The 23,022-nt window shown below is 30.5% G+C and carries 9 protein-coding genes; all 9 read left to right on the top strand.

What is annotated here, in order from left to right; all coding sequences use genetic code 11:
• Positions 1 to 15: 15 nt before the first annotated feature.
• The 9 genes from P3X86_RS05925 to P3X86_RS05885 all read left to right on the top strand — a co-directional run bounded on the left by P3X86_RS05925 (position 16) and on the right by P3X86_RS05885 (position 23,010).
• On the top strand, positions 16 to 498 hold the full coding sequence (locus P3X86_RS05925; protein ID WP_483291710.1) for a GNAT family N-acetyltransferase: 483 nt from the start codon (positions 16 to 18) through the stop codon (positions 496 to 498).
• A 215-nt stretch (positions 499 to 713) separates the two neighbouring features.
• On the top strand, positions 714 to 1,496 hold the full coding sequence (locus P3X86_RS05920) for a thioesterase II family protein (protein WP_483291709.1): 783 nt from the start codon (positions 714 to 716) through the stop codon (positions 1,494 to 1,496).
• Positions 1,497 to 1,559: 63 nt separating this feature from the next.
• Positions 1,560 to 4,388 carry an amino acid adenylation domain-containing protein gene (locus P3X86_RS05915; protein ID WP_483291708.1) on the top strand — a complete coding sequence of 943 codons (2,829 nt, stop codon included), beginning with the start codon at positions 1,560 to 1,562 and terminating at the stop codon, positions 4,386 to 4,388.
• Entirely contained in the window at positions 4,385 to 5,476 is a 1,092-nt protein-coding gene (locus P3X86_RS05910) for a saccharopine dehydrogenase NADP-binding domain-containing protein (protein ID WP_483291707.1), read from the top strand. The genes P3X86_RS05915 and P3X86_RS05910 overlap by 4 nt, the downstream gene beginning before the upstream one ends.
• Complete coding sequence (locus tag P3X86_RS05905) at positions 5,473 to 6,561, top strand: Gfo/Idh/MocA family oxidoreductase (RefSeq protein ID WP_483291706.1); 1,089 nt, start codon at positions 5,473 to 5,475, stop codon at positions 6,559 to 6,561. Before P3X86_RS05910 ends, P3X86_RS05905 begins: the two co-directional genes overlap by 4 nt.
• A 25-nt stretch (positions 6,562 to 6,586) precedes the next feature.
• On the top strand, positions 6,587 to 12,076 hold the full coding sequence (locus tag P3X86_RS05900) for an amino acid adenylation domain-containing protein (RefSeq protein WP_483291705.1): 5,490 nt from the start codon (positions 6,587 to 6,589) through the stop codon (positions 12,074 to 12,076).
• Positions 12,077 to 12,084: 8 nt separating this feature from the next.
• Positions 12,085 to 13,527 (top strand): condensation domain-containing protein, encoded by a 1,443-nt coding sequence (locus P3X86_RS05895; protein ID WP_483291704.1) that lies wholly within the window; start codon positions 12,085 to 12,087, stop codon positions 13,525 to 13,527.
• Positions 13,528 to 13,547: 20 nt separating this feature from the next.
• Positions 13,548 to 22,226: an amino acid adenylation domain-containing protein gene (locus P3X86_RS05890; RefSeq protein WP_483291703.1), complete on the top strand. Its 8,679-nt coding sequence runs from the start codon at positions 13,548 to 13,550 to the stop codon at positions 22,224 to 22,226.
• 166 nt (positions 22,227 to 22,392) lie between these two features.
• On the top strand, positions 22,393 to 23,010 hold the full coding sequence (locus P3X86_RS05885) for a TetR/AcrR family transcriptional regulator (protein WP_483291702.1): 618 nt from the start codon (positions 22,393 to 22,395) through the stop codon (positions 23,008 to 23,010).
• Positions 23,011 to 23,022 lie beyond the last annotated feature (12 nt).

Here is a 23,022-nt window from a genome sequence, read left to right as displayed (position 1 = left end):
GGATAGGAGTATGTTATGAATGTTAATGTAAAACTTCAAAAATGTACAGATAAAGATATAATAATGAATTTATATCCACTATATTTGCATGATTTATCTCACTATAATAAAGAGGATGTTAATGAAAAAGGCAAATATGAATATGATGAGATAAATTTATATTGGCAAAAGGACAACATGCATCCATTACTCATAAAGGTTAATGACTGTATAGCTGGATTTGTATTATTAACTGAAAGAGTTTATGTTAGAAAAGGATGTGATTATTGCATACAGGAATTCTTTATTCTAAGAAGATATCGAAAAGTTGGTATTGGACAAAAAGTATTTAAAGAACTTATTAAACAGTTTAAAGGGAGATACTGTCTTTTAGTACTTAAAGAAAATGTGACTGCATTGAAATTCTGGACTAATAATTATAAGATTAACGATATTAAGTACGAAGAAGGGGATTTTGAAAAAGATAACAAGGCATATTATCATGAATTTTGTTTATAAATATATAAAGACAAAAAAGAAAATCAAATACGATTTTCTTTTTTTTTTTCTATAAATTAATATATAAAAAATAAGAACCATATTTCTAACTAGGCATATCCAAGCAATTTACAACACAATTACCATAAAAAAGAATACAAATAAAATATAAATTGCATAAAATTATTAATATTGACAAATAGTGAAAAAACTATTATAATAGTTACAGCATAATAATGATAATCATTATCAAATTAGGAGGTGGGACTATCAACAACCAAGATTTTTATAAAAAGTGGTTTCCTTTTGAAACAGGATTAAAAGAGAAAAATAAAATAACATTGTATTGTTTTCATCATGCAGGAGGAAGTGCATCCGTGTTTAGAAGATGGATATCTAAAAAGAATGATATAAATATTATTTCTGTTGAGTTGCCAGGGAAGGGAACCAGAATGGATGAACAGTTCATAGAAGATATGGATTTATTAGCCGACCAATTGGCAGATGCTATTATATTTAAAAGTCAAGATAGCCAATTTTGTTTTTTTGGACATAGCATGGGAGCTGTTATTGCATTTAAAGTAGCATATAGACTTAAGATAAGGTACAATGTTGAGCCTATAAAATTAATTGTTGCAGGCAGACATGCTCCATATGAACCTAATCCAGACGAGTTCAAAAGCTATATGGATGATGATGCATTAATAAAAGAAATGAAGAAAATAAATGCTACATCAAAACAAATACTAGAAAATAAAGAATTAATGGAATTTTTGTTACCTATAATAAGAAATGATTATAGATTACATGAAAGTTTCAAGTACCAAGGCGAAGTACTTAGCATACCTATTATTGCACATGCTGGTAAAAATGATATAGATGCTAATAAAGAAGTTATGGAAAAATGGAGAACAATGACTAGTAAAGATTTCACATTAAGGGAATTTGAAGGAAAACACTTTTTTATTTATGACTTAGGAGAGGAATATATTAATGAGCTAATAAAAGATATAGCTTAGTTTTTTATGAAGATACATATCATCTAGTAGAAGGGAGGAATAAATATTATTACAGAAGCTCAAATGCAAATTAGGCAAAAAGTAAACAAAACAAAAACTTATATTAAAGAACAATGCTTATATGAAGGATTTTTAAAAAATGCTGAGATAAATCCAAAAAATATAGCAGTAATATGGTATGAAAATGGTAACAGAAAAACTATGGCTTATGATGAATTAAAAGAAAAATCAATGAAACTCGCTCAAATGTTAGTAGAGGAAGGAATTAATAAAGGAGATTTAGTTGCAATATGTCTACCAAAAGGCATAGAGCAGATAATAAGTGTGTTAGGAATTTTAGCTTGTGGAGCAGTATATGTGCCTATAGGAGTTAAACAACCAGTCGATAGAAAGAAATCAATATTAGATACTGGAAAAATAGAGTTTATTATTACTGATTCTAAGATGAAACAAACTTTAAAGACTGATACAAATAGAAATATTGTAGTGGTAGAAGATATTCATAATTATAATGAATTAAATAGTGTTATTGATATATCTACTAAAGACACTGCATATATTATATTTACTTCGGGTTCAACAGGAACTCCTAAGGGAGTTGTTATATCTCATGAGTCAGCATATAACACTATTGCAGATATAAATAATAAATTTAAGATAACAGAAAAAGATACTGTAATAGCTGTATCAGAGCTAGATTTTGATTTATCAGTATATGATATATTTGGATTATTGTCGGTAGGTGGAAAAATAGTTTTACTTGATGACAGTACAAAATTAGAAACAACCATCTGGAAAAGAATGATTAAAGATAACGATGTGACCATATGGAATACTGTGCCTGCACTATTTAAAATGCTCATGATAACATGTCAAACAGATAAAGATAACCTTCCACTAAAAAAAGTGTTTTTATCTGGAGATTGGATAGATATGGACCTATATGAAAAAATGAAAGATAATACAGAGGATTGTAAGTTTATATCATTAGGTGGGGCAACAGAAGCTTCTATATGGTCAAACTATTACGAAGTTATAGAGATAGATAAAAACTGGAAATCCATACCTTATGGCATGCCATTAAGTAATCAGAAATTCAGAATAGTTGATGAAAATGGAAAAGATTGTGAAGACTATGTTGTTGGAGAACTTTGGATAGGAGGAACTGGAGTAGCTAAAGGTTATCTTAATCAAGAAGTTTTAACGAAAGAAAAATTCATAGTATATGAAGGAGAACGTTGGTATAAAACAGGGGACTTAGGTAGATATGATAAAGATGGAGTTATTGAATTTTTAGGGCGTAAAGACAATCAAATAAAGATTAATGGATTTAGAATAGAGATAGGTGAAATTGAAAATATTTTAAAACAACATGAGTATATATGTGATGCTGTTGTTACGAAAAGTAAATATGGTAATTCTCAGCACTTAGTTGCAGGGATAGTGCCAAATAACAATATGAATAATAGTCAGACAGCTATTATAAATAAAGTAAATAAAAAAATAGAACCCATATTCGAAAACCAAGCGTTGATAGTTGAACAGTTTATCTTTTATCTATTAGAACTTCAAGTATCAAAAGATAAGCAATGGTTATATGAAAAATACAACCAATATACAAATACAATCCAGATGTGGCTTCGCTGGTTAACTCAAAGACAAGTCATAAAAATAGAAGGTGGTGAAATAATACCTGCAAAAAGGTTTAATATTGTTTTCTACAATATAGAAAAGAACAAAGTAGAATTTTTATTTGATTCTATAGATATATACAAAAAAATACTGCTTGGAGAAACGCCAGTATTTTCACTATTAGAAAATCAAAAATTGTCACCAGAACATATAGCAATGAATGAAAAAGCTACCACGTTAGTTCTAGATAAAATCATAGACAAAATAAATGAAATTTATGAAGAGCAAGAAACAACAAATTTAAGGATAGCTATTTTAGATAGTAGAACGGGCTTAGTAGTTCAGAAGATAATTAATAGATTAAGTTTACCTGCTGAAATTACACTTTTTGATGAAAACATAGCCATGCACAACGAGTCAAGAATCAAGTTTAAAGACACTGTATCATATGAAATTATAACTGATGGTATAGTTAATAATCATTGTAAGTATTCATTTGACATTGTGATTGCAGTAAATGCATTGCATAGATACAAAAATCCAATACATGGGATACTTTTATCTAAATTACTGTTAGATAAAGGAGGATATCTACTAGCACTTGAATATAGCGAATTAGCGCCGATAGCATTAGTTACATCAGGATTACTTGAAGATGGATTTAAGAATCTATACGAAGGTAGAAGTAGAAAATATAATCCACTATTACTATCAGATGAATGGGTAGAATTTATCAAAAAAGCTGGATTTGAGCAAATAAACATTAACACTTATGAAAACGATGTTATTCAATATATACAGGCTAAAGATTTTAAAAATAAGACTATATTTAATGTTGAGGACATTATGGAGTTTGCAAAAGATAAACTACCAGAATATATGGTGCCTGATAATATAGAAATATTACCATGGGTTTCGCTGACAGACAATGGGAAAATAGATAGAAATAAAATAGCTAAGCAAATCAAAAAGAAAACTAATAAAGAAGATTATCATAAACCACTCCAGGGAACTGAAGAAGAAATAGCACATATATGGGAATCGTTAATACAATGCAATAAAATAGGAAGAAAAGAAAGTTTCTTTGAAGTAGGAGGAGACAGTCTAATAGCAACACAGTTTCTGTCGGAAATAAAAAAAATATATGATATAGAGTATACTTTTCAAGACATGTTCCAAAAGCCACGATTGTTTCAAGTAGCAGATAAAATAGATTTCCTTATCAATGAAAGAGGAAGCATGGTGGAGGGTGAAATATGATTGGAATAATTGGAGGGTATGGAGATATTGGTCTAAATACAGCTAGGATATTAAAGAATTTTTTTGGTGAAAAGTTACGTATTGGAGGAAGAAACATAGAAGCTGTATCAAGAGAAATAAAGGAAGAATTTAAAGATGATGAATGGATAAAGATAGATATAAAAAATGAAAACAGCTTAGATGAATTTATCAAAGGTGTTGATGTAGTTTTAAATTGTGCGGGAACTACTAATGGCTATACTGATAAATTGTGTAAAGTGCTAAATAAGTATAAATGTAATTATGTAGATGTTGGTTACAGTAAAGAATTTGAACGATTAAAAGTTATAAATGAAAGTAGCTTTATCTATGGAGCAGGATCTTCACCGGGATTATCGGGAATACTCCCTAGGTATTTGTCTAAACAATTTAACAAAGTAACAGATATGAATTATTACTATGGCGTTTTAGATGTATTTACAAAAGTTGCTGCTAGAGATTATTTGGATGGTATTAAAGATACTGAAAATAAATCAATGATGATCTTAAAAGAAGGAGAATATACTGCATATATTCCAAAAGAAAATACAGAGATATTTCCTTTATCTGTTCGTGATGTGACAGTTTTTCCTTATATTGATAAAGAAGCAAAAACTATTATAAAAAAACTCAAAATAAACAATGCTAGGTTCAATATGGTAGTTGACGGTGAAAATGCATTAAGAGTATTGGAAAAAGCAAGGAGAGATTACAATAAAGATAAAGAAAAACTAATCACAGACTTGTGTACAGCTACAAAAATAGATTGTCAAGGAAGAAAAAAATATGCAGGATTTGTTATTGAGATGTCAGGTGTAAAATCTAAAAAATATATTACTAAGACATTAATAGTAGAAGCTAATACTCAAGGGGAATTGACAGGATTATCTTCTGCTGTGGCATCAAAGCTAGTTAAAGAAGAGATACTTCAAAAAGGTGTTATAAGCTTAGGAGAAATAGATCAAACAAATGAAATCATGAATTATATTATAAAATCAAAGGCCGTTGAGCTAGAAATATTAGATGGTAGTATTAACGAATTATTCACGAAAGTTGAGGGGGAGCTATGAAGAATAGAAGAATACGTACAGTAGTATGCGGGACAACATTTGGTCAATTTTATATGGAAGCACTGAAAATTCTTGAAGATAAATTTGAGCTAGTAGGTTTATTAGCAAGAGGAAGTGAAAGATCAAAAATGTGTTCAAGAAATTATAACGTAAAGCTATACACAAATATAGATGATTTGCCAAAGGATATTGATTTGGCGTGTGTTGTTATGCGTTCAGGAGCACTTGGAGGGAAAGGCACTGAAACTGCAATGAAGTTTCTTGAAAGAGGAGTAGATGTTATACAAGAACAACCTATACATCATAAAGACTTGGAGAAATGTTATCGTGCTGCTAGAAAGAATAACAGACATTTTCAAACAGGAAACCTATACTGCAATCTTAAAGAAGTAAGAAGATTTATAGAGTGTGCTAAAGAGATGAATAAAATACAAAAGCCACTATATTTAAATGCAAAGTTTGCGCCACAAGTATCATACCCAGCTATGGCTATTTTACTAAGAGCAATGCCTTCTATTAGAGCATTGGATATACATATGGTCAATAAAGATAGTGGTCCTTTTTATATAATAACAGGAAGGCTTGGTAAGACACCTATTACATTTGAGATACACAACCAGATAGATCCAACTGATCCTGATAACTACATGCACTTATTACACAGCATAACGATAATGTATGAAAGTGGACGACTTTCGTTAACTGATACACATGGGCCGGTCATATGGAATCCTAGAATGCACGTTCCCACAACATTGTATAATACAGGTATACATCATGGGCAGCTTCCAGAGCATTTATTTGAAAATTCCACACACATATTGGGTGATTTCAAACCTGCTAATTATAAAGACATAGTAACAGAGAAATGGACAAAGGCGGTATCAGAGGATTTATTGTCTATAAGAGAAATGATGCAAGGAAATAATAAAGACAATCAAAAAGCACAGAGGGAATTATTAAGTTCAAAACAATGGCACAAAATAACAAAAACAGTTGGATTTGCAGAGTTGTTACATGATTGTAAGCATAAACATCTGCCAGCAGAGGTATTGAAAGAAATAGCAATGGGTATTGATGAGTAATGACAATTGAAAGGGGGAAACTTAAATGACAAATAATGAATCAAAAAAAATTATGGACTATTTTGAAAAATTAGGTTTTACACTATGGAGCGAAGATGGCAAATTGCGATACAAAGCACCTCAAACTGTATTAACTCCAGAAAACATTAATAAATTAAAAGAAAATAAAGAACTTATAATTAACTATTTAAAGAACAACAAGACAATAAAAAACATAGAGATTACCGAGAATATAGAGGCAAGATATGAAGAATTTCCTATGACAGATGTACAATCAGCTTATGTACTTGGAAGAAAGGATACTTTTAAATATGGAAATGTTGCTTGCCATGTATATTTGGAGATAGATTACAAAGAAGAATTACAAATAAATAAAGTAAAAAAAGCATGGGATAAGTTAATTGCAAGACATGATATGCTAAGAGCAGTTATGTATGAAAATGGTTATCAAAAGGTATTAGAAACAGTTCCGTCTCTAGAAATACCATTTTACGATATGGCGGATGGAGCTTCTACTAAAGAAGTTGATAAATTAAAAGAAGAGATGAGTCATAGAGTTTATCCACTTGGCAAATGGCCGATGTTTGGAGTAGCAATCACAAAGAAAAAAAACATTAGTACAATGCATTTTTCGATAGAGTTCTTAGTGGCTGATTGGACGAGTATATGGTCGCTATTAAGACAGTTTGAAACTGTATATTTTGGCTTAGATATTAAACTAGAGGATGTTAGATTACGTTTTCGTGATTATGTTTTAGCAGAAAGAAAGTTAAAGGAAAGCAGTAGGTATTTAAAAGATAGAGATTATTGGTTAAGTAAAATAGATAGTTTTCCATTAGCACCTAAGTTACCTATATTAAAAAACAGTGAAGATAAACCTAGATTTAAACGTCGTTTTTTAAACATGGGTATAGATAAGTGGACAAACTTTAAAAATCATGCACGAAAAAGTGGAGTTACTCCTACTGCAGCAGTATTGGCAGTTTATGCAGATGTCATAGAAAAATGGAGTAATAACAATAGATTTTGCTTAAATCTTACAGTATTAAATCGAATGCCATTACATCCAGAGATATCAAGTGTTATAGGTGATTTTACATCTATTAATTTATTAGAAGTCAATAACGATAGTAGCAAGGCTTTTTCAGAGAGAGCAAAAGATATAAATATGCGTTTATTTGAAGATCTTGATCATAGATTATTTTCTGGTATAGAAGTGATAAGAGAGATTTCAAGAAAAAAAGGAAGAGAAGCTTCAATAATGCCAATAGTATTTACTAGTGCAATAGGTTTAATTAATAACGATAAAGAGAAAATGAAAGGTAATATATCAGGAGAAGGTATAAGTCAAACTCCTCAGGTCTTTATAGATTGTCAAGCTATGGATGGAGACTTCGGACTACAGATTAACTGGGATTACAGAGAAGGTATTTATCATGAAAGCATGATAAGAGATATGTTTTCGATATTTGAGACTAAACTAAATAAATTAGCAGATTCGCTAAGTGAGTGGAGTGTAGATAATCATATTACATTACCAAAGTGGCAAACAGACTTACTTGTGGATGTAAACAATACAAAAACAAAAATGCCAGAGGGATTATTGTATACGAAATTTATTGAAAACGTAGCAAAAAATCCAGAAAAAATAGCAGTAATAGATGAGAGAGGTAGCTATACTTATAGTGAAATAAATAAAAGAGCTATAGAAGTTGCACAAAAAATTAAGCAACGAGGATTTAAGCAAGAGAATATAGCGATAGTTATGGAAAAATCTATGCACCAAGTAGTATCAGTATTAGCAGTATTATTTGCAGGTTGTGTATATGTTCCTGTTGATGCTAATCAGGCGAAGAAAAGAAGAAATACAATTATAGAGAATGTAGGAGCCAAAATAGTTTTAACAACATCAGGTAGTGACCATGATTATGAAGGTATAGAAATTATAAATGTAGATGAAGTTACTGCCACAGAAAAAGAGTTCAAACCAGAAGATATAAGTAGTGATTCACCAGCTTATATAATATACACATCTGGGTCGACAGGAGTACCAAAAGGAGTTGTTATTACTCATAGTTCAGCACTTAATACTATAGAAGATATAAATAATAGATTTAACATAACTGATAAAGATAGAGCATTAGGTTTATCACAACTTAATTTCGACCTGTCGGTATATGATATATTTGGAATGTTATCAATAGGTGGAAGCATAGTATATCCATCAAATGAAAGATATGCAGATGCGTCTCATTGGGTAGAGCTTATTAATAAACACAGCATAACAACTATAAACAGTGTACCTGCATTCATGAAGATACTGCTTATGCATTTAAAAGCAGATGAAAAAATTTCAGTGCCTAGCCTTAGATTGTCAATGATGTCAGGAGATTGGATTCCACTGCAAATGCCAGATGAACTGATTGAGAGAGTCCCAAATATAAAAATAGTAAGTCTTGGGGGAGCTACAGAGGCATCAATATGGTCTAACTATCATGAATATAAATGCTTAGAGGAAAATTGGGTTAGTATACCATATGGAAAGCCATTGAACAATCAAGGGTTCCGCATATTAGATAAAAATATGAATGATTGTCCTATATTCGTAGCAGGTGATTTATATATAACAGGTAAGGGATTAGCACTTGGCTATTATAACGATGAGAAACTTACAAAAGAAAAATTCTTTACACATCCTAATGATGGACAAATGCTTTACAAAACAGGAGACTTAGGAAGATACTTAGAAAATGGAGAGATAGAATTCTTAGGTAGAAGTGACAACCAAATAAAAATCAGAGGACATAGGATAGAGTTAGGTGAAATAGAAAACGCTATTATGGATCATAAGGCAGTTGATCGCAGTGTAGTATGTGTAAGTCAAGATGTGAAAATAGGACAAGAAAAGAAACTATACGGATTTGCCGAAGTTAAAAGTATTGATGATTTTAAGGAAGAGTATGTGTATAGTGAATTTTCTAAAGACACAAATGATATAGAGGATGAAGTTAGTAATATAATAAAAAAGCTATTAAAACAAGATATAGAAAAAACATTAGATTTAAGAGATAAAGCAGCACTTATGTCTATGTTGTATGGTTTGCAAAAATTAGGCATGTTAACAGAAGAAAGATACTATAATATTGACGATATATTGGATTGTGAACAGATTAGTGAAAAATATCGTTGGTTAGTAAGACACTGGTTGGTAAAGCTTGAGAAAGAAGGTTATTTAGATAAAAAATCTGATAGTTATAAAGCAAAAATATTTATAACAGAGCAAGATTACTCAAAAGCGTGGTCAGACATTAGAGAAGTATGGACGGACGATTTTGGAACAACTGATTTTATTAACTATGTGAAAAGTAATACAGATAAATTAGTAGGATTGTTGAAAAATGAAGTTGATCCAGTAGCATTACTGTATCCAGAAGGAAAGCGTGATTATACAGAAGCTTTATATGTTAAGAATACTATGGCTATTTACTTAAACAAGTGTATTTGTGAATTTGTAAAGCGTATAGCTAATAACAATCCAAACAAGACATTAAGAGTACTAGAAGTTGGTGCAGGTACAGGAGCTACAGCGAAGCATGTATTAGAAGCACTAAATGGCTATAACTTTGAGTATCATTATACAGATGTTTTAAAATACTTCCTACCTAGTGCAAAAGAAAGATTTAGTCATTTAAAAGAAGTTAAATTCAGTGCACTCGATATAGATAGAGATATTAGAGAGCAAGGCTTCTTGCCAAATAGTTTTGATATAGTAATAGGAGCGTATGTCTTAGAAAATGCTAAAGATATAGCTGTAAGTATGGACAGGATAGAAGAACTATTAGCACCAGGAGGATATTTCTTATTTACAGAGCCAGTTAAGGAAGAACCTTGGATATTAGCATCACAAGCTTTTATGATGATGAGACCAGAAGACGAAATCAGAAAAGATGTTGCATTTATTGAATTAGATGACTGGATAAAGTTACTAAATAGACGAACATCAGAAGATTCATTGAAAGTTATACCTTCTAATGAAGATAGACTCTCTAGAATGGGATTAAATCTATTTATAAAGCAGTTTAAAGTAGACAAGCAAAAAGTTAGGGAAAATGAGATAAAAGAACATTTAGAGAAGGCTTTACCAGAATATATGATACCAATTTCAATACAACTTGTTGATAAATTACCAATTACTTCAAATGGGAAAATAGATAGAAAACAAGTACAGAATTTAATTGTTAGTAAGCAGGAAACAGTGTTAGGTTCTGATACTGAGAATAACGAAATGGATGAAATGGATAAAGAGCTATCAAAAATAGTAGGTAAAGTGTTTAAAGTAGATTTCGTAGGTAAAAACCAAAACTTTTATGACTTTGGGGCAGATTCTCTAAGTTTAGCAGAGGTATCAACACAGGTTAGAAGTAGTATAGCAAAAGATATTCCATTTGATACAGTTTTAAGACATATGTTAAACCATCCTACAATTGCACAGCTTTCTAAATTCATAAAAAATAGTGCTATTGGTAACAATGCAAAAGATGAAGTTGCTGTAGCAAAAGGAGAAGATGAAAAAACTCATAATGCAGTTATAAGAAAATACTCAGAAGGTAAAACAGATACACTCAGGGTTGTATTCCATGGTGCCTTCGGGATGCTAAATAGCTTCCGTCATCTTATACCAGAGCTTGCAAAACAACAAAAGGGACAAGTTATTGGAATTGGTATAGAAGACATTGATAAATATTGCGAAATGGACGCAGCTAGCATAATAGACAATCTTGCAGATGATTATACTAAATTATTGTTAGAGACAGAAAGTGAAAACATGCAACTAGTAGGATATAGTTTAGGTGGATTGGTTGCAGTAGAGGTTGCAAAAAGATTAATTGAAAACGGAATAGACATAAAAGATTTAGTTATTATAGATAGTCAAACAGTACCGTACGAAATCAATGATGAAATAATGATGGAGTTGTTGTTTGCAGATACAATGAATGTATCAATAAAAGATATAGGTATAGAAAATGAATTGGAATATGATGAAGCTATTGCAGAGCTTCTTAAAGCAAATAATAATATAATCATGAAAGATGCACTCAGTAACCTAAAAGGTAATAATGAGAGAATAAAGATAAGTGAAGCAATTAGTAAATTATCCTCACTAGATAAAAAAGAGCGTTTTAAGAAATATATAAAAATAAGCGAGCGTAAAACAGGAAATAAAGCAGATTTGAATGTAATACAGAGAATGTATAAAACGTTTAAGCAGAGCTATAGAGCTATGAATTATCTTCCAGATGCATATGTAGGAGATATAAGATTTCTTTACGCAAAAGAGGTGGAGGGCTTATTTAAATACAAGCATAAGTTATTAGAAAACTGGAAAGAAATGTGCCTAGGAGATTTAAGTATCATAGAAATAGAAGGAAATCACTATACATGCATAGAAGATAAAGCAAATTCTCTGATAGTAGCAAAACATATAAATGAAGCATTAAAAAGCAAAGAAGCGTAGGTTTTGATATGGAGATGTTAGATAAATGCCTAAGAGATGGAATTAAGCTATGGGTAGAAGGTGAGAAATTAAAATATAAAGCGCAAGAAGGGAAGATGACGCAAGAGGTAATCAATTTTCTTAGACAAAACAAAAGTGAAATAATACAGTATCTAAAAGAAACGAAAAATAACACATGCAAATTGACGCCGATACAACACGCATACTTGATAGGACGAAAAAAAGAGTATGAGCTAGGAAATCTAGGAGCACATTACTATGGTGAGTATAGACTAGAGCATATAGATATAGATAAACTAGAGAATGCTATAAATATGATAGTAGATAACCATGAGATATTGAGAACAATAATATACAGTGACAGTACTCAAAAGGTTATAAATCCTACAGAAAAAGTAAAGGTTTTGTTTGCAGAAAAAGTAGATGATCAAGAGCTAAAAGAAATTAGAAATAAATGGTCACATCATACTTATGAAATAGGCGGGTGGCCTATGTTTGACGTAGTTGTTAGTAAAACGATAGAGGATTACTTTATATTACATCTTAGCTTTGATTGCATGATACTAGATGGGTGGAGTGCAGGAATAATGCTAGATGAGATATTTAAAGTTTACTATGGAGAACAGGTTAATAGACCATCTTTTACATTCAAAGAATATGTCAAAAATGAAGAAGAGTGGTTAAATAATAATAGTAATAACAAAGAAGCTAAGGAATATTGGGGCAACATATTGCCTCATATTCCTGATTCACCAAAGCTTAAATACAAACGTGAATTAATAAATATAGATAAACCGCATTTTGATAGGATAAAACATGATTTAAGCAAAACCGAATCTCAAGTATTTTTAAAAAAATGTAAAGAGAACAGATTTACTCCGTCAGCCGTCTTGCTTACGGCATACATGAAATTGTTGTCTACATTAAGCGAAGAGAGGGATATTACTGTAAATCTTACGTTATTTAAACGAGTTCCAATGAATAAAGAAGTGCATCAAGTACTTGGAGATTTCACTAATGTAGGATTAGCATCGTACAAATATGATGATTCCAATACGTTTTTAGATGAAGTTAATAATATCCAAAAGCAGATTTGGCAACTTGTAAAATATAGATATTATAATGGAGTGAAATTGATACAGGAACTTTCAAGAAACAAACCCGGAAAAGCAGTGATGCCAGTAGTTTTTACGAGTATTTTACAAGGAAAACTAGATAAAAAAACTTATTATCCAGAAGGATTTAAAGAAATCTACGCGATAAGTCAAACTCCTCAAGTGGCATTAGATCATCAAGTGTATGATATTAACGGCACAATTGCCCTAGCATGGGATTATGTAGTTGAGGCGTTTAGTAACACACAAATAAAAAATATGTTTGAAGAATATATAAATCTAGTAGAAAAGTTAATATATAAAGATGACTGGCAAAAGATTGATATGGACACATAACCGTAAAGGGGGTAAACAAAGTGGATGTACAAAAATTGCTTATTAATTGCTTTCGATACAATAAGAGTACAATAGAGGTAAAAGACAAAAACCAAGTAACAAAACTCACATATAAACAGCTTGAAGAAAGAATCACAGCACTTGCTACCTTGTTATATGAAAATGGAATAAAACCAAACGATTATGTCATACTTCAGATGAATTCAAGTAAGCACTATTTAATAGCTGTATTAACACTATTCTACATGAGAGCTATTCCTATGGCAGTACCTATAAGCAATAATATTGAACAGTTTGGTAGATTAAAAAAAATAAAATCAGAAGTACCTAGTGCTGTGATACTAACAGATACGGATGGAAATGAATATATCAAATTATATGATGAAAATAATGATTTAAAGACAATAACTTTAAATGAACAAGATTTTAATTTAAAGTGGACAGACAAAAAAAGATACAATATACAAATAGATGAAAATGTTAGTGATGAAGATGTAGTAATAGTACAGTATTCTTCTGGTACTACGTCAAGTCCTAAAGGTATAATGCTTACTCACAGGGGGTTTTTGAACAATCTAAAAGGGTTTAGTGATGCAATTAATAGTGATACAGACGACATTTGGATGACATGGATGCCATTAACGCATGTTAGTGGATTATTTTACTTGATGATACCTCTTTACAATGATAGTGATACAACTTTCTTAGAAACAAGTGAATTCTTAAAAAGTCCAAAAAGTTGGTTTGATGAATTAGAAAGAGTGAAAGCAACTGTCACCATAGGCCCAAATTTTGCATTTGGATATTTAACCAAAATGATTGATGAACATGATATATGGGATTTATCAAATGTTAGAGTTATAATAAACGGCAGTGAGCCTGTTTCAAAAGGTATCATTGATGGCTTTGTTAAACAAATGGACAGATTTAAACTTAAGCAGGATGTCATTTATCCAGCATACGGGTTAACTGAAGCGACTCTTTTGTGCACTTTGAATACTTCTATTTTAGAAGATAAACCAGTTAATTTTGAAAGAGTAGTTTCAAAAATAGATTTTGATGTTGAAGACATCAATCACCTTAAAGAAGATTTAACAAGTATTGGACCAGCTATAAAAGGAGTTACACTTAGAATCGTTGATAATGAGTATAATGAATTAGAAGAATATCAAATAGGTAATATACAAGTTGGAGGTTTTTCACTTTGTAAAGGGTATCTAGGAAGAGATGATAGTGAATTATTTTACAATGAATGGATTAATACAGGAGATATAGGATTTACAGTAGATGGAAATTTATATATTGTAGGAAGAAAAAAAGACATGGTATTTGTAAATGGTAAAAACATATTTTTAATGGATATAGAACATGCGATCAAAGAGAGATTTAAAGTTAGAAATGCAGTATGTGGCGAACATATAGCTAGCGAAGGAAAAGCAAATATATATGTATTTATAGAAATGGATGTAGATAAAGAAAAGTATGAAGAAATTAAAAATGAAATCAGGCAATTTATACTGAAAGATACATCTATATTGGTCAAAGAGGTAGTATTTATGGACAAGCTGAAAACTACTAGAACTGGTAAAATCAACAAACCATCGTTACTTAAATGGTATAAGCAAAAAATAACTAATTCATATGAAAATAAAGATATTGTACTCAAAAAGCTAGAAGGTATATTTGATGATAAGCTTGAAGTAAACATGTCTATTTTTAATATAATGGAAGATTCTATAAATATGTTTCAGAAGATAGCTAAGATAAACAAACAGTTTGATATAGAGATAGAGATGTTAGATATAGCAAAATGTAGTACAATAAAAGATTTGGTAGATAGAATATGTAGTAAAATAAAAAATGAAAAGAAGTATATAGAGAAATCAAACATAACAAATAAACAGATTATAAACCAGATGATGCCACTTACTAAAATACAAGAAGCTTATTATATAGGGAGAGAGCAGGAGTTTTGTGGAGGATTTAATTCAACTCATTTTTATGCAGAAATACAGCATGATATGGATATAGAAAGACTTGAGAAATGTATGAATAAATTGATAGAAAGACATGAAATGCTCAGAACCGTATTTATTGATAGTAAGCAAAAGGTTCTTACGATAAATCAAGTAGGTAAATATAGTCTAGAAATGTTGAGCATAACCAAAGATAGAGCTGATGATTTCATTAAAACAATGAGAGAAGAAAGTCAAAAAAATATAACAGATCCAGAAAAGTGGCCACTATTTAAAGCAACAAATGTGAAAGTTGATAATAACAATATACTTATAATAGACATAGATATGTTGATAGTAGACGGTATGAGTATAAAAATTTTGATAAACGACTTTTTAAAGCTTTATAATGAAGAAGAACTAGAGCCAGTAACAACTAGCTATAAAGATTATATTGATTGTATTATGAATGAGAAAACAAGTAGGAAGTATAACAGAGATAAAGAATATTGGATAAATAAAATTAAAGACATACCTGAGTCTCCAAAGCTTCCATTAAAGCATAACATAGAAAACAATGAAAACATTTATAGCAGAATAAAACATGATTTTACAGCTGATGAATATGATAAACTAGAAAATTTCACACGTGAAAATGGAGTTACTGTTAGTTCACTGTTATGCTTCTTGTATATGAAAACACTCTCAAGGTGGAGTGAAAATCAAGATTTGACAATAAATATTACTATATTTGATAGACACAAAATAAAAGATTCACATAAAATAATAGGTGATTTTACTTCTTCGGTATTATTTGATTATAAATCATCAGATTATAAAAATGATATCCTAAGCAATGTTAAAAAAATAAGAGAAAAGCTGTACGAATATCTAGATCATAATTCATTTGAAGGAACAGAGGTGATTCGTGAACTTTCAAGACATAGAGCAGAGCATGCAGAGAGTCAGATGCCAGTAGTTTTTACAAGTATGCTTTTTGAAGAAGGTATAGATTTTATGAGTCTAGGTGAAATACTGTATGGACAATCACAGACTTCTCAGGTTTATTTAGACAACCAAATAATAAAACTCAAAAAAGGTTTTGTTATAAGGTGGGATTATTTAGAGAAATGCTTTAACCTAGACATACTAAAGGATATGTTTACTTATTATATTGAGAGTATAAAGAATATAATAAACAAAGATATCTCAGATGTAAAAATATCATCAAGTAAAGCTTTTGTAGATTATAACAATACTAAAGTATCTTTTAAACAAGCTCAAACTCTTGATTGTTTAATAATAGAGGCACTAGATAAATATAGACATAAAAATGCCATGTATGATAATGGCAAATACATCACATATGAAGAACTCAAAGACAGTATATATCGTATATCATCTCAACTTGACGCTATGGGCATAAAGAAGGGTGATTATATAACGGTACGTGCAAATAAAAGCATTGAATCAATATCTGTGCTAATAGCAGTAGTTGTAATAGGAGCGGTGTATATCCCTGTTCCAATGGATTACCCACAAGACAGAATACAGTTTATTATGAATAATTCAAAATCAAAACTATTGATTAACTCGATTAAAGTTTTTGATGATGCTAAGAGTAAAACACCACTCTTTAATATAAAAAAAGAGTGTAATAAAGAAGATTCAGCATATATCATATATACATCAGGAAGTACAGGTGTTCCAAAAGGTGTAGAAATCACACATGAAGCAGTGGTAAACACACTATTAGATATAAACGATAGATTTTCTATAGATAGCAAAGATAAGATAATAGGAATATCCGCACTTAATTTTGATTTATCAGTATATGATATATTTGGAACTATTATAGCAGGTGGATGCCTTGCAATTGTCAAAGATCAAAGAGATACGAGTCACATACAAACTGTGCTAGATTCTACTAAATCTAGTGTTTGGAATACAGTACCAGCTATAATGGAACTCTTTTTAGAAGGAGTAGAGATAGGGTATATAAACAGAAATCTTAAAAAAATACTGTTAAGTGGAGATTGGATTGATTTAAAATTACCACAAAAGATTAAAAATTCTTTTCCAAATGCTGAAATTTACAGTCTTGGTGGCGCAACAGAAGGATCAATATGGTCGATATATTATCCTATAAAAGAGGTAAAACTAGAGTGGAAGAGTATACCTTATGGATATCCACTAGCTAACCAAAACATATATATACTAAATAGTGAGTTACAGCTTTGCCCATATGGTGTTGCAGGAGAAATATATATAGGTGGAAAAGGTGTGGCAAAGAGATATATTGGAAACAAACAAAAAAGCAGAGAAGCTTTTATTGATACAGAAAAATTTGGACGAATATATAGAACTGGTGATTACGGAGTATTCTCAAGAGAAGGATATGTTACATTTTTGGGAAGAAAAGACAGTCAAGTAAAAGTAAGAGGTCACAGGATTGAACTTTTTGAGATAGAGCTAAATTTGAACAAGCTATCTTTCATCAAAGAATCAATAGTTATACTTGATGATTCAAAGAAGATTATAGCATATTATACAGGAGAGGAAGAAAGTGATAAGGCAATAAAAGGAGCATTAATGAATTTCTTACCAGAATACATGATTCCTAACCAATATGTATGCATAAAGGAAATACCACTTAGTGAAAACGGAAAAATAGCAAGAGATAAATTACCTAAAACATCTATAAAGAAAAGGGAAACAAAGCTTCCCAATAGTGATATACAACAAAGAATAATTAAGATCTGGAAAGAAGTATTAGATATAGATGATTTAGGCATTGATGATGATTTTTTTGAGCTAGGAGGAGATTCATTATCAGCGCAGAAAATAGTACAAAAAATAAAAAAGGAATTTAAAGAAAAGATATCAATAAACGCTATAATCAAAAAAGGAACAGCCCGAAAACTTTCAGAGTTATTACAAAAAAACGATCAAGTGATAATTAATAAAACAAACAACCTACTTACATTAAAGCAATTATTTGATATACAGGACGAAAGATATAGTAGTATTGGCGGACGTAGAATAGAGTACGGTAGTGATGAATATTACAAGTACAAAGAGGAAATGTCATTAAGACATAATAAGAATAATAAAGACCTTATAATGTTAAATCAAAGCGAAGAGTATCCTGATTATATGGAAAAAAGAAGGTCTATTAGAGAATTTGATAAAAACACCAAAGTCTCATATTCAGTGTTTTGCGATGTGCTATCAAGTTTTAGACAGAAAGACGACAAAGATCAGCGTAGATGCTACTATCCAAGCTCAGGAGGATTATATGCGATAGATGTATATGTGCATGTTAAAAAGAATAGAATAGAAGGAATAAATCAAGGCATGTATCTATACAACTCACATGAAAATGGGTTAAAGTTAATAAATAATCAAGTGGATTTACCATCAAATGTACATTTTTATAGTAATAGAGATATATTTGATTCATCAGCATTTTCAGTGTTTTTCGTATATGACACTAAATGCAATATGCCAGTGTATGGAGGAATGGGGAATTTTAATGCTCTCATAGATACAGGATTTATGGCATATCAATTAGCACTTGTTGGTCAGATGAAAGGCTTAGGAAGTTGCTCTATAGGAGATATGAATTTTGATGAAGTTTTAAAATTGTATAATTTGTCTCAAGATAACATGATACTTCACGCAGTGGAGATGGGAATAGAAAAGTGTACTTTAGAAAAAGAGCAGTATCCACAATCAGAGATACAAAGAGCTTATCTCAATGGAAGAAATGAAGGATTCGAACTTGGAAAATACGATGCTCATTACTATTTAGAAATAGAAACAAAATATGATACCAATCTAATAGAACATAGCATCAATGAATTAATAAAGAGGCATGACATATTAAAAACAGTGTTCCTTACAAATGGAATGCAAGAAGTAACAAGACAAGTACCATATTACAAAGTTAAGTTGACTGATGTATCAGAAAAAGATGAAATAGAAAAACAAGAAGCAGTTGATAGAATAAGACAAAAACTATCACATAAAAGATACACATATGACAAATGGCCATTATTTACTTTTGAGTTTGCCAAGACAGAGAATGATAAAGGTATATTATTTATAAGTATGAATTTAATGATATGTGATGGAGCCAGTTTTCATATTATTATAAAGGAACTATCAGAGTTACTGGATAATAAATTTGATAGTGAACAATTGAGATATTCATTTGGAGAATATACACGTAGCTTGGAAAAACTTAAAGATAGTAGTGAATATATAAAGGCAAAAGAATATTGGTTAGAAAAAATAAAGAGTTTTTCAGAGTACCCTAAGCTACCGATGAAACAAAAGCTGTCATCGCTTAAAGATTATTCACTTAAAAGAAAGAGCGGAGTAATTAAATCAGATGTATGGAAAAGAGTAAAGGATTATGTAAAGAAAAAAAGAATATCTCCATCGGCAACTTTGTGTACAATATTTAGCAAACTACTTTCGATATGGAGCAATCAAGCAGAATTGATACTTAATCTTACAGTATTTCAGAGACTAGATTTTAACGAACAAGTTGACGAAATAGTAGGAGATTTTACAAAGTTAATACCTCTTAATGTTAACTTAGATAGTAAGGATTTCATTGATTGTGCTAAAGATACACAAGAGAATATATTAAGCGGAGTAGATAACATAGCGTTTGATGGAGTAGAAGTTATAAGAGAACTATCTAGACAAACACAAAGTATAGGGAAAGCAGTATTGCCAGTAGTTTTTACCAGCATGTTGTTTGATACAAAAGTGAACTATTTTAATAGAATAGGAAAAATAAAATATGCAGTTTCTCAGACACCACAGGTATTTTTGGATTGTCAAGTAATGGAGTTAGAAGGAGAGCTCCATATATCATGGGATTATGTAGACGAGCTATTTGACAGTGATATGATTTCACAAATGTTTGGTCAATTTTTAGAAATGATATCAAAAGCCAACAATGAAAAAGAAATGCTAACTGATATCAAAACTGATAGTCTGGAACTTTGGAACAAATACAATCATATAATAAAGTCTGCTAAACCATTAACTATGCATGAAATGTTTATAAAGCAGGTAGCCAAAACACCAAAAGCTATAGCCATTGCGTTCGAAGGGGAAAAATATACGTATGAAGATATAGATAAAAAATCAAATCAAGTAGCTAGATATATACTTGATAACGGTATAAGTGAAAAAGCTAGAGTGGGTGTTATTGGATTTAGAAGACCAGAAACTATCATATCTATCCTTGGTATATTAAAAGCAGGGGGCATATATGTGCCGATAGACCCCAAATATCCAAAAGATAGAATAGAGTATATTTTAAGAGATAGCTCTTGTGAAATGTATCTAGATTTAGAGATATATTCATGTTTAACATTAGATAAGTACAATAATGATAAAGTCAATGTAAAATATGACCCTGACTCAATGGCATATATCATATATACTTCTGGTAGTACAGGAAAACCAAAAGGTGTCATGATAGAACACAAAGCTGTATGTAATACAATAGAAGATATAAATGAAAAGATAAGCTTGTCACAAGACGATTGTATAATAGGTATATCCTCAGTATGTTTTGATTTATCGGTATATGATATATTTGGAGCACTCAGCACAGGGGCAAAACTTGCTATAATAAAAGATCCAAGAGATAGTGGTGAGATACTAAGAGTTATTAAAGACGAAGGAGTTACAATATGGAATACAGTCCCTATAATAATGACGATGCTGACTAGCTATATGGAAAAAAGAAATATAGAAAAAATCACTACACTAAGAGAAGTAATGCTAAGTGGAGATTGGATACCAGTTGAGTTACCAGCAAATATAAAAGATAAATTTCCTAACTCCTTTACGACTAGCTTAGGTGGGGCTACAGAGGGATCAATATGGTCAATATACTACCCTATAAAAGAAATAAGAGATGAATGGAGCAGTATACCTTATGGTATGCCACTTAAAAACCAAGCTATGTATGTGCTAAATTATGAAAAAGAATTATGCAGTGCAGGAGTAAAAGGCGATATTTACATTGGAGGAGTGGGTCTTGCAAAAGGCTACAACAATGACGAAGAGAAAACTAAAAAAGCTTTCATAAACCACCCACAGCTTGGTATGATTTACAGAACAGGAGATATAGGTGTTTACAACAAAGATGGTTATATAGAATTCTTAGGTAGAGCAGATAATCAAGTAAAGATAAGGGGTTATAGAGTTGAGTTAGGAGAGATAGAGACAGTACTGAGCAAAAACAACGATATAAAAGAAGCTGTAGTGCTAATGTCAAAAGAAAACAAGCAGTTAATAGGGTATGTAGTAACTAAAGGTAATACAAAAGATGAAAATATAAAAGACTACTTAAACAAAAAACTACCAGATTATATGGTACCAGCTCACATAGTGATGCTAGATGAGTTGCCAAGAACGGTAAATGGTAAGGTAGATAAGAAAAACTTGCCTTCAATAAAAATAGAAGATTCAAAGGATAAAAATTATAAAAAACCAATTACAAAATTGCAGAAAGAGCTAGTAGAGATTTGGGAGAACTTATTTGAAATGACACCAATAGGAATAGACGAAGATTTCTTTACACTAGGGGGAGATTCCATAACTCTAATGAAAATGATAGAAGAAATAAATAGAATAACAGGAGTAGATGTATCAATAGATGATCTACTAAACTATAAAACTATAGAAAACATAGCACTAAATATTAGTTAAACAATCCTTTAGGATGTCTGATTAGACATCCTAAAAATTTTCATTTAAAAATATGTAATAAATATTGACTTTACCATATTTATAAACTATAATTGATAATGAATATCAATATTGTTGATATATTTATTTTGTCAATAAGATAACTAAGTTATCTAAGGGAGGAATAATGTCAAGAAACTATAAAAAAACGCATATCAAAATACTAAATAGTGCTAAAAATAATTTTCTAGATTATGGTTATGAAAGGACTAATCTCAGGAAAATTTGTAAAGATGCAGATGTTACAACAGGAGCATTTTATAAACATTTTCATAATAAGGCTACATTATTTGAGAGCTTAGTATCACCAGCTTTAAAAGAGATTAAAAATATGTATATTGAATCAGAGAATGAATATTTTGATTTAATTAATAGTGATGAATTATATAGAGCATGGCAATTGTCACCTGAGACTGTAAAGCAATATGTTAAATTAATATATGCACATTATGACGCATTTAAATTATTACTAACATGTTCAGATGGTACTGTGTTTAGTTCATTTGTAGATGACATGGTTAACATTGAGGTAAAGGAAACTATTAAATTCCTAAATGAAGCTAAGAAAAGAGGTATTACTATAAATGAGTTAAACGAAAAAGAACTTCACATACTCATTCATTCATATTTATCATCATTGTTTGAGATTGTAATTCATGATTATATATTAGAGGATGCATTAAGATATGCAAATACACTCGTTAAGTTTTTTAATGCAGGCTGGCAGGCTGTACTAGGATTTTAGGTTTAAGAAAGC

This window comes from Abyssisolibacter sp. ZYX002 (assembly GCF_056892235.1).
The sequence above is the reverse complement of the archived record's forward strand: the minus strand, read 5'-3'. Positions and strand labels throughout refer to the sequence as shown.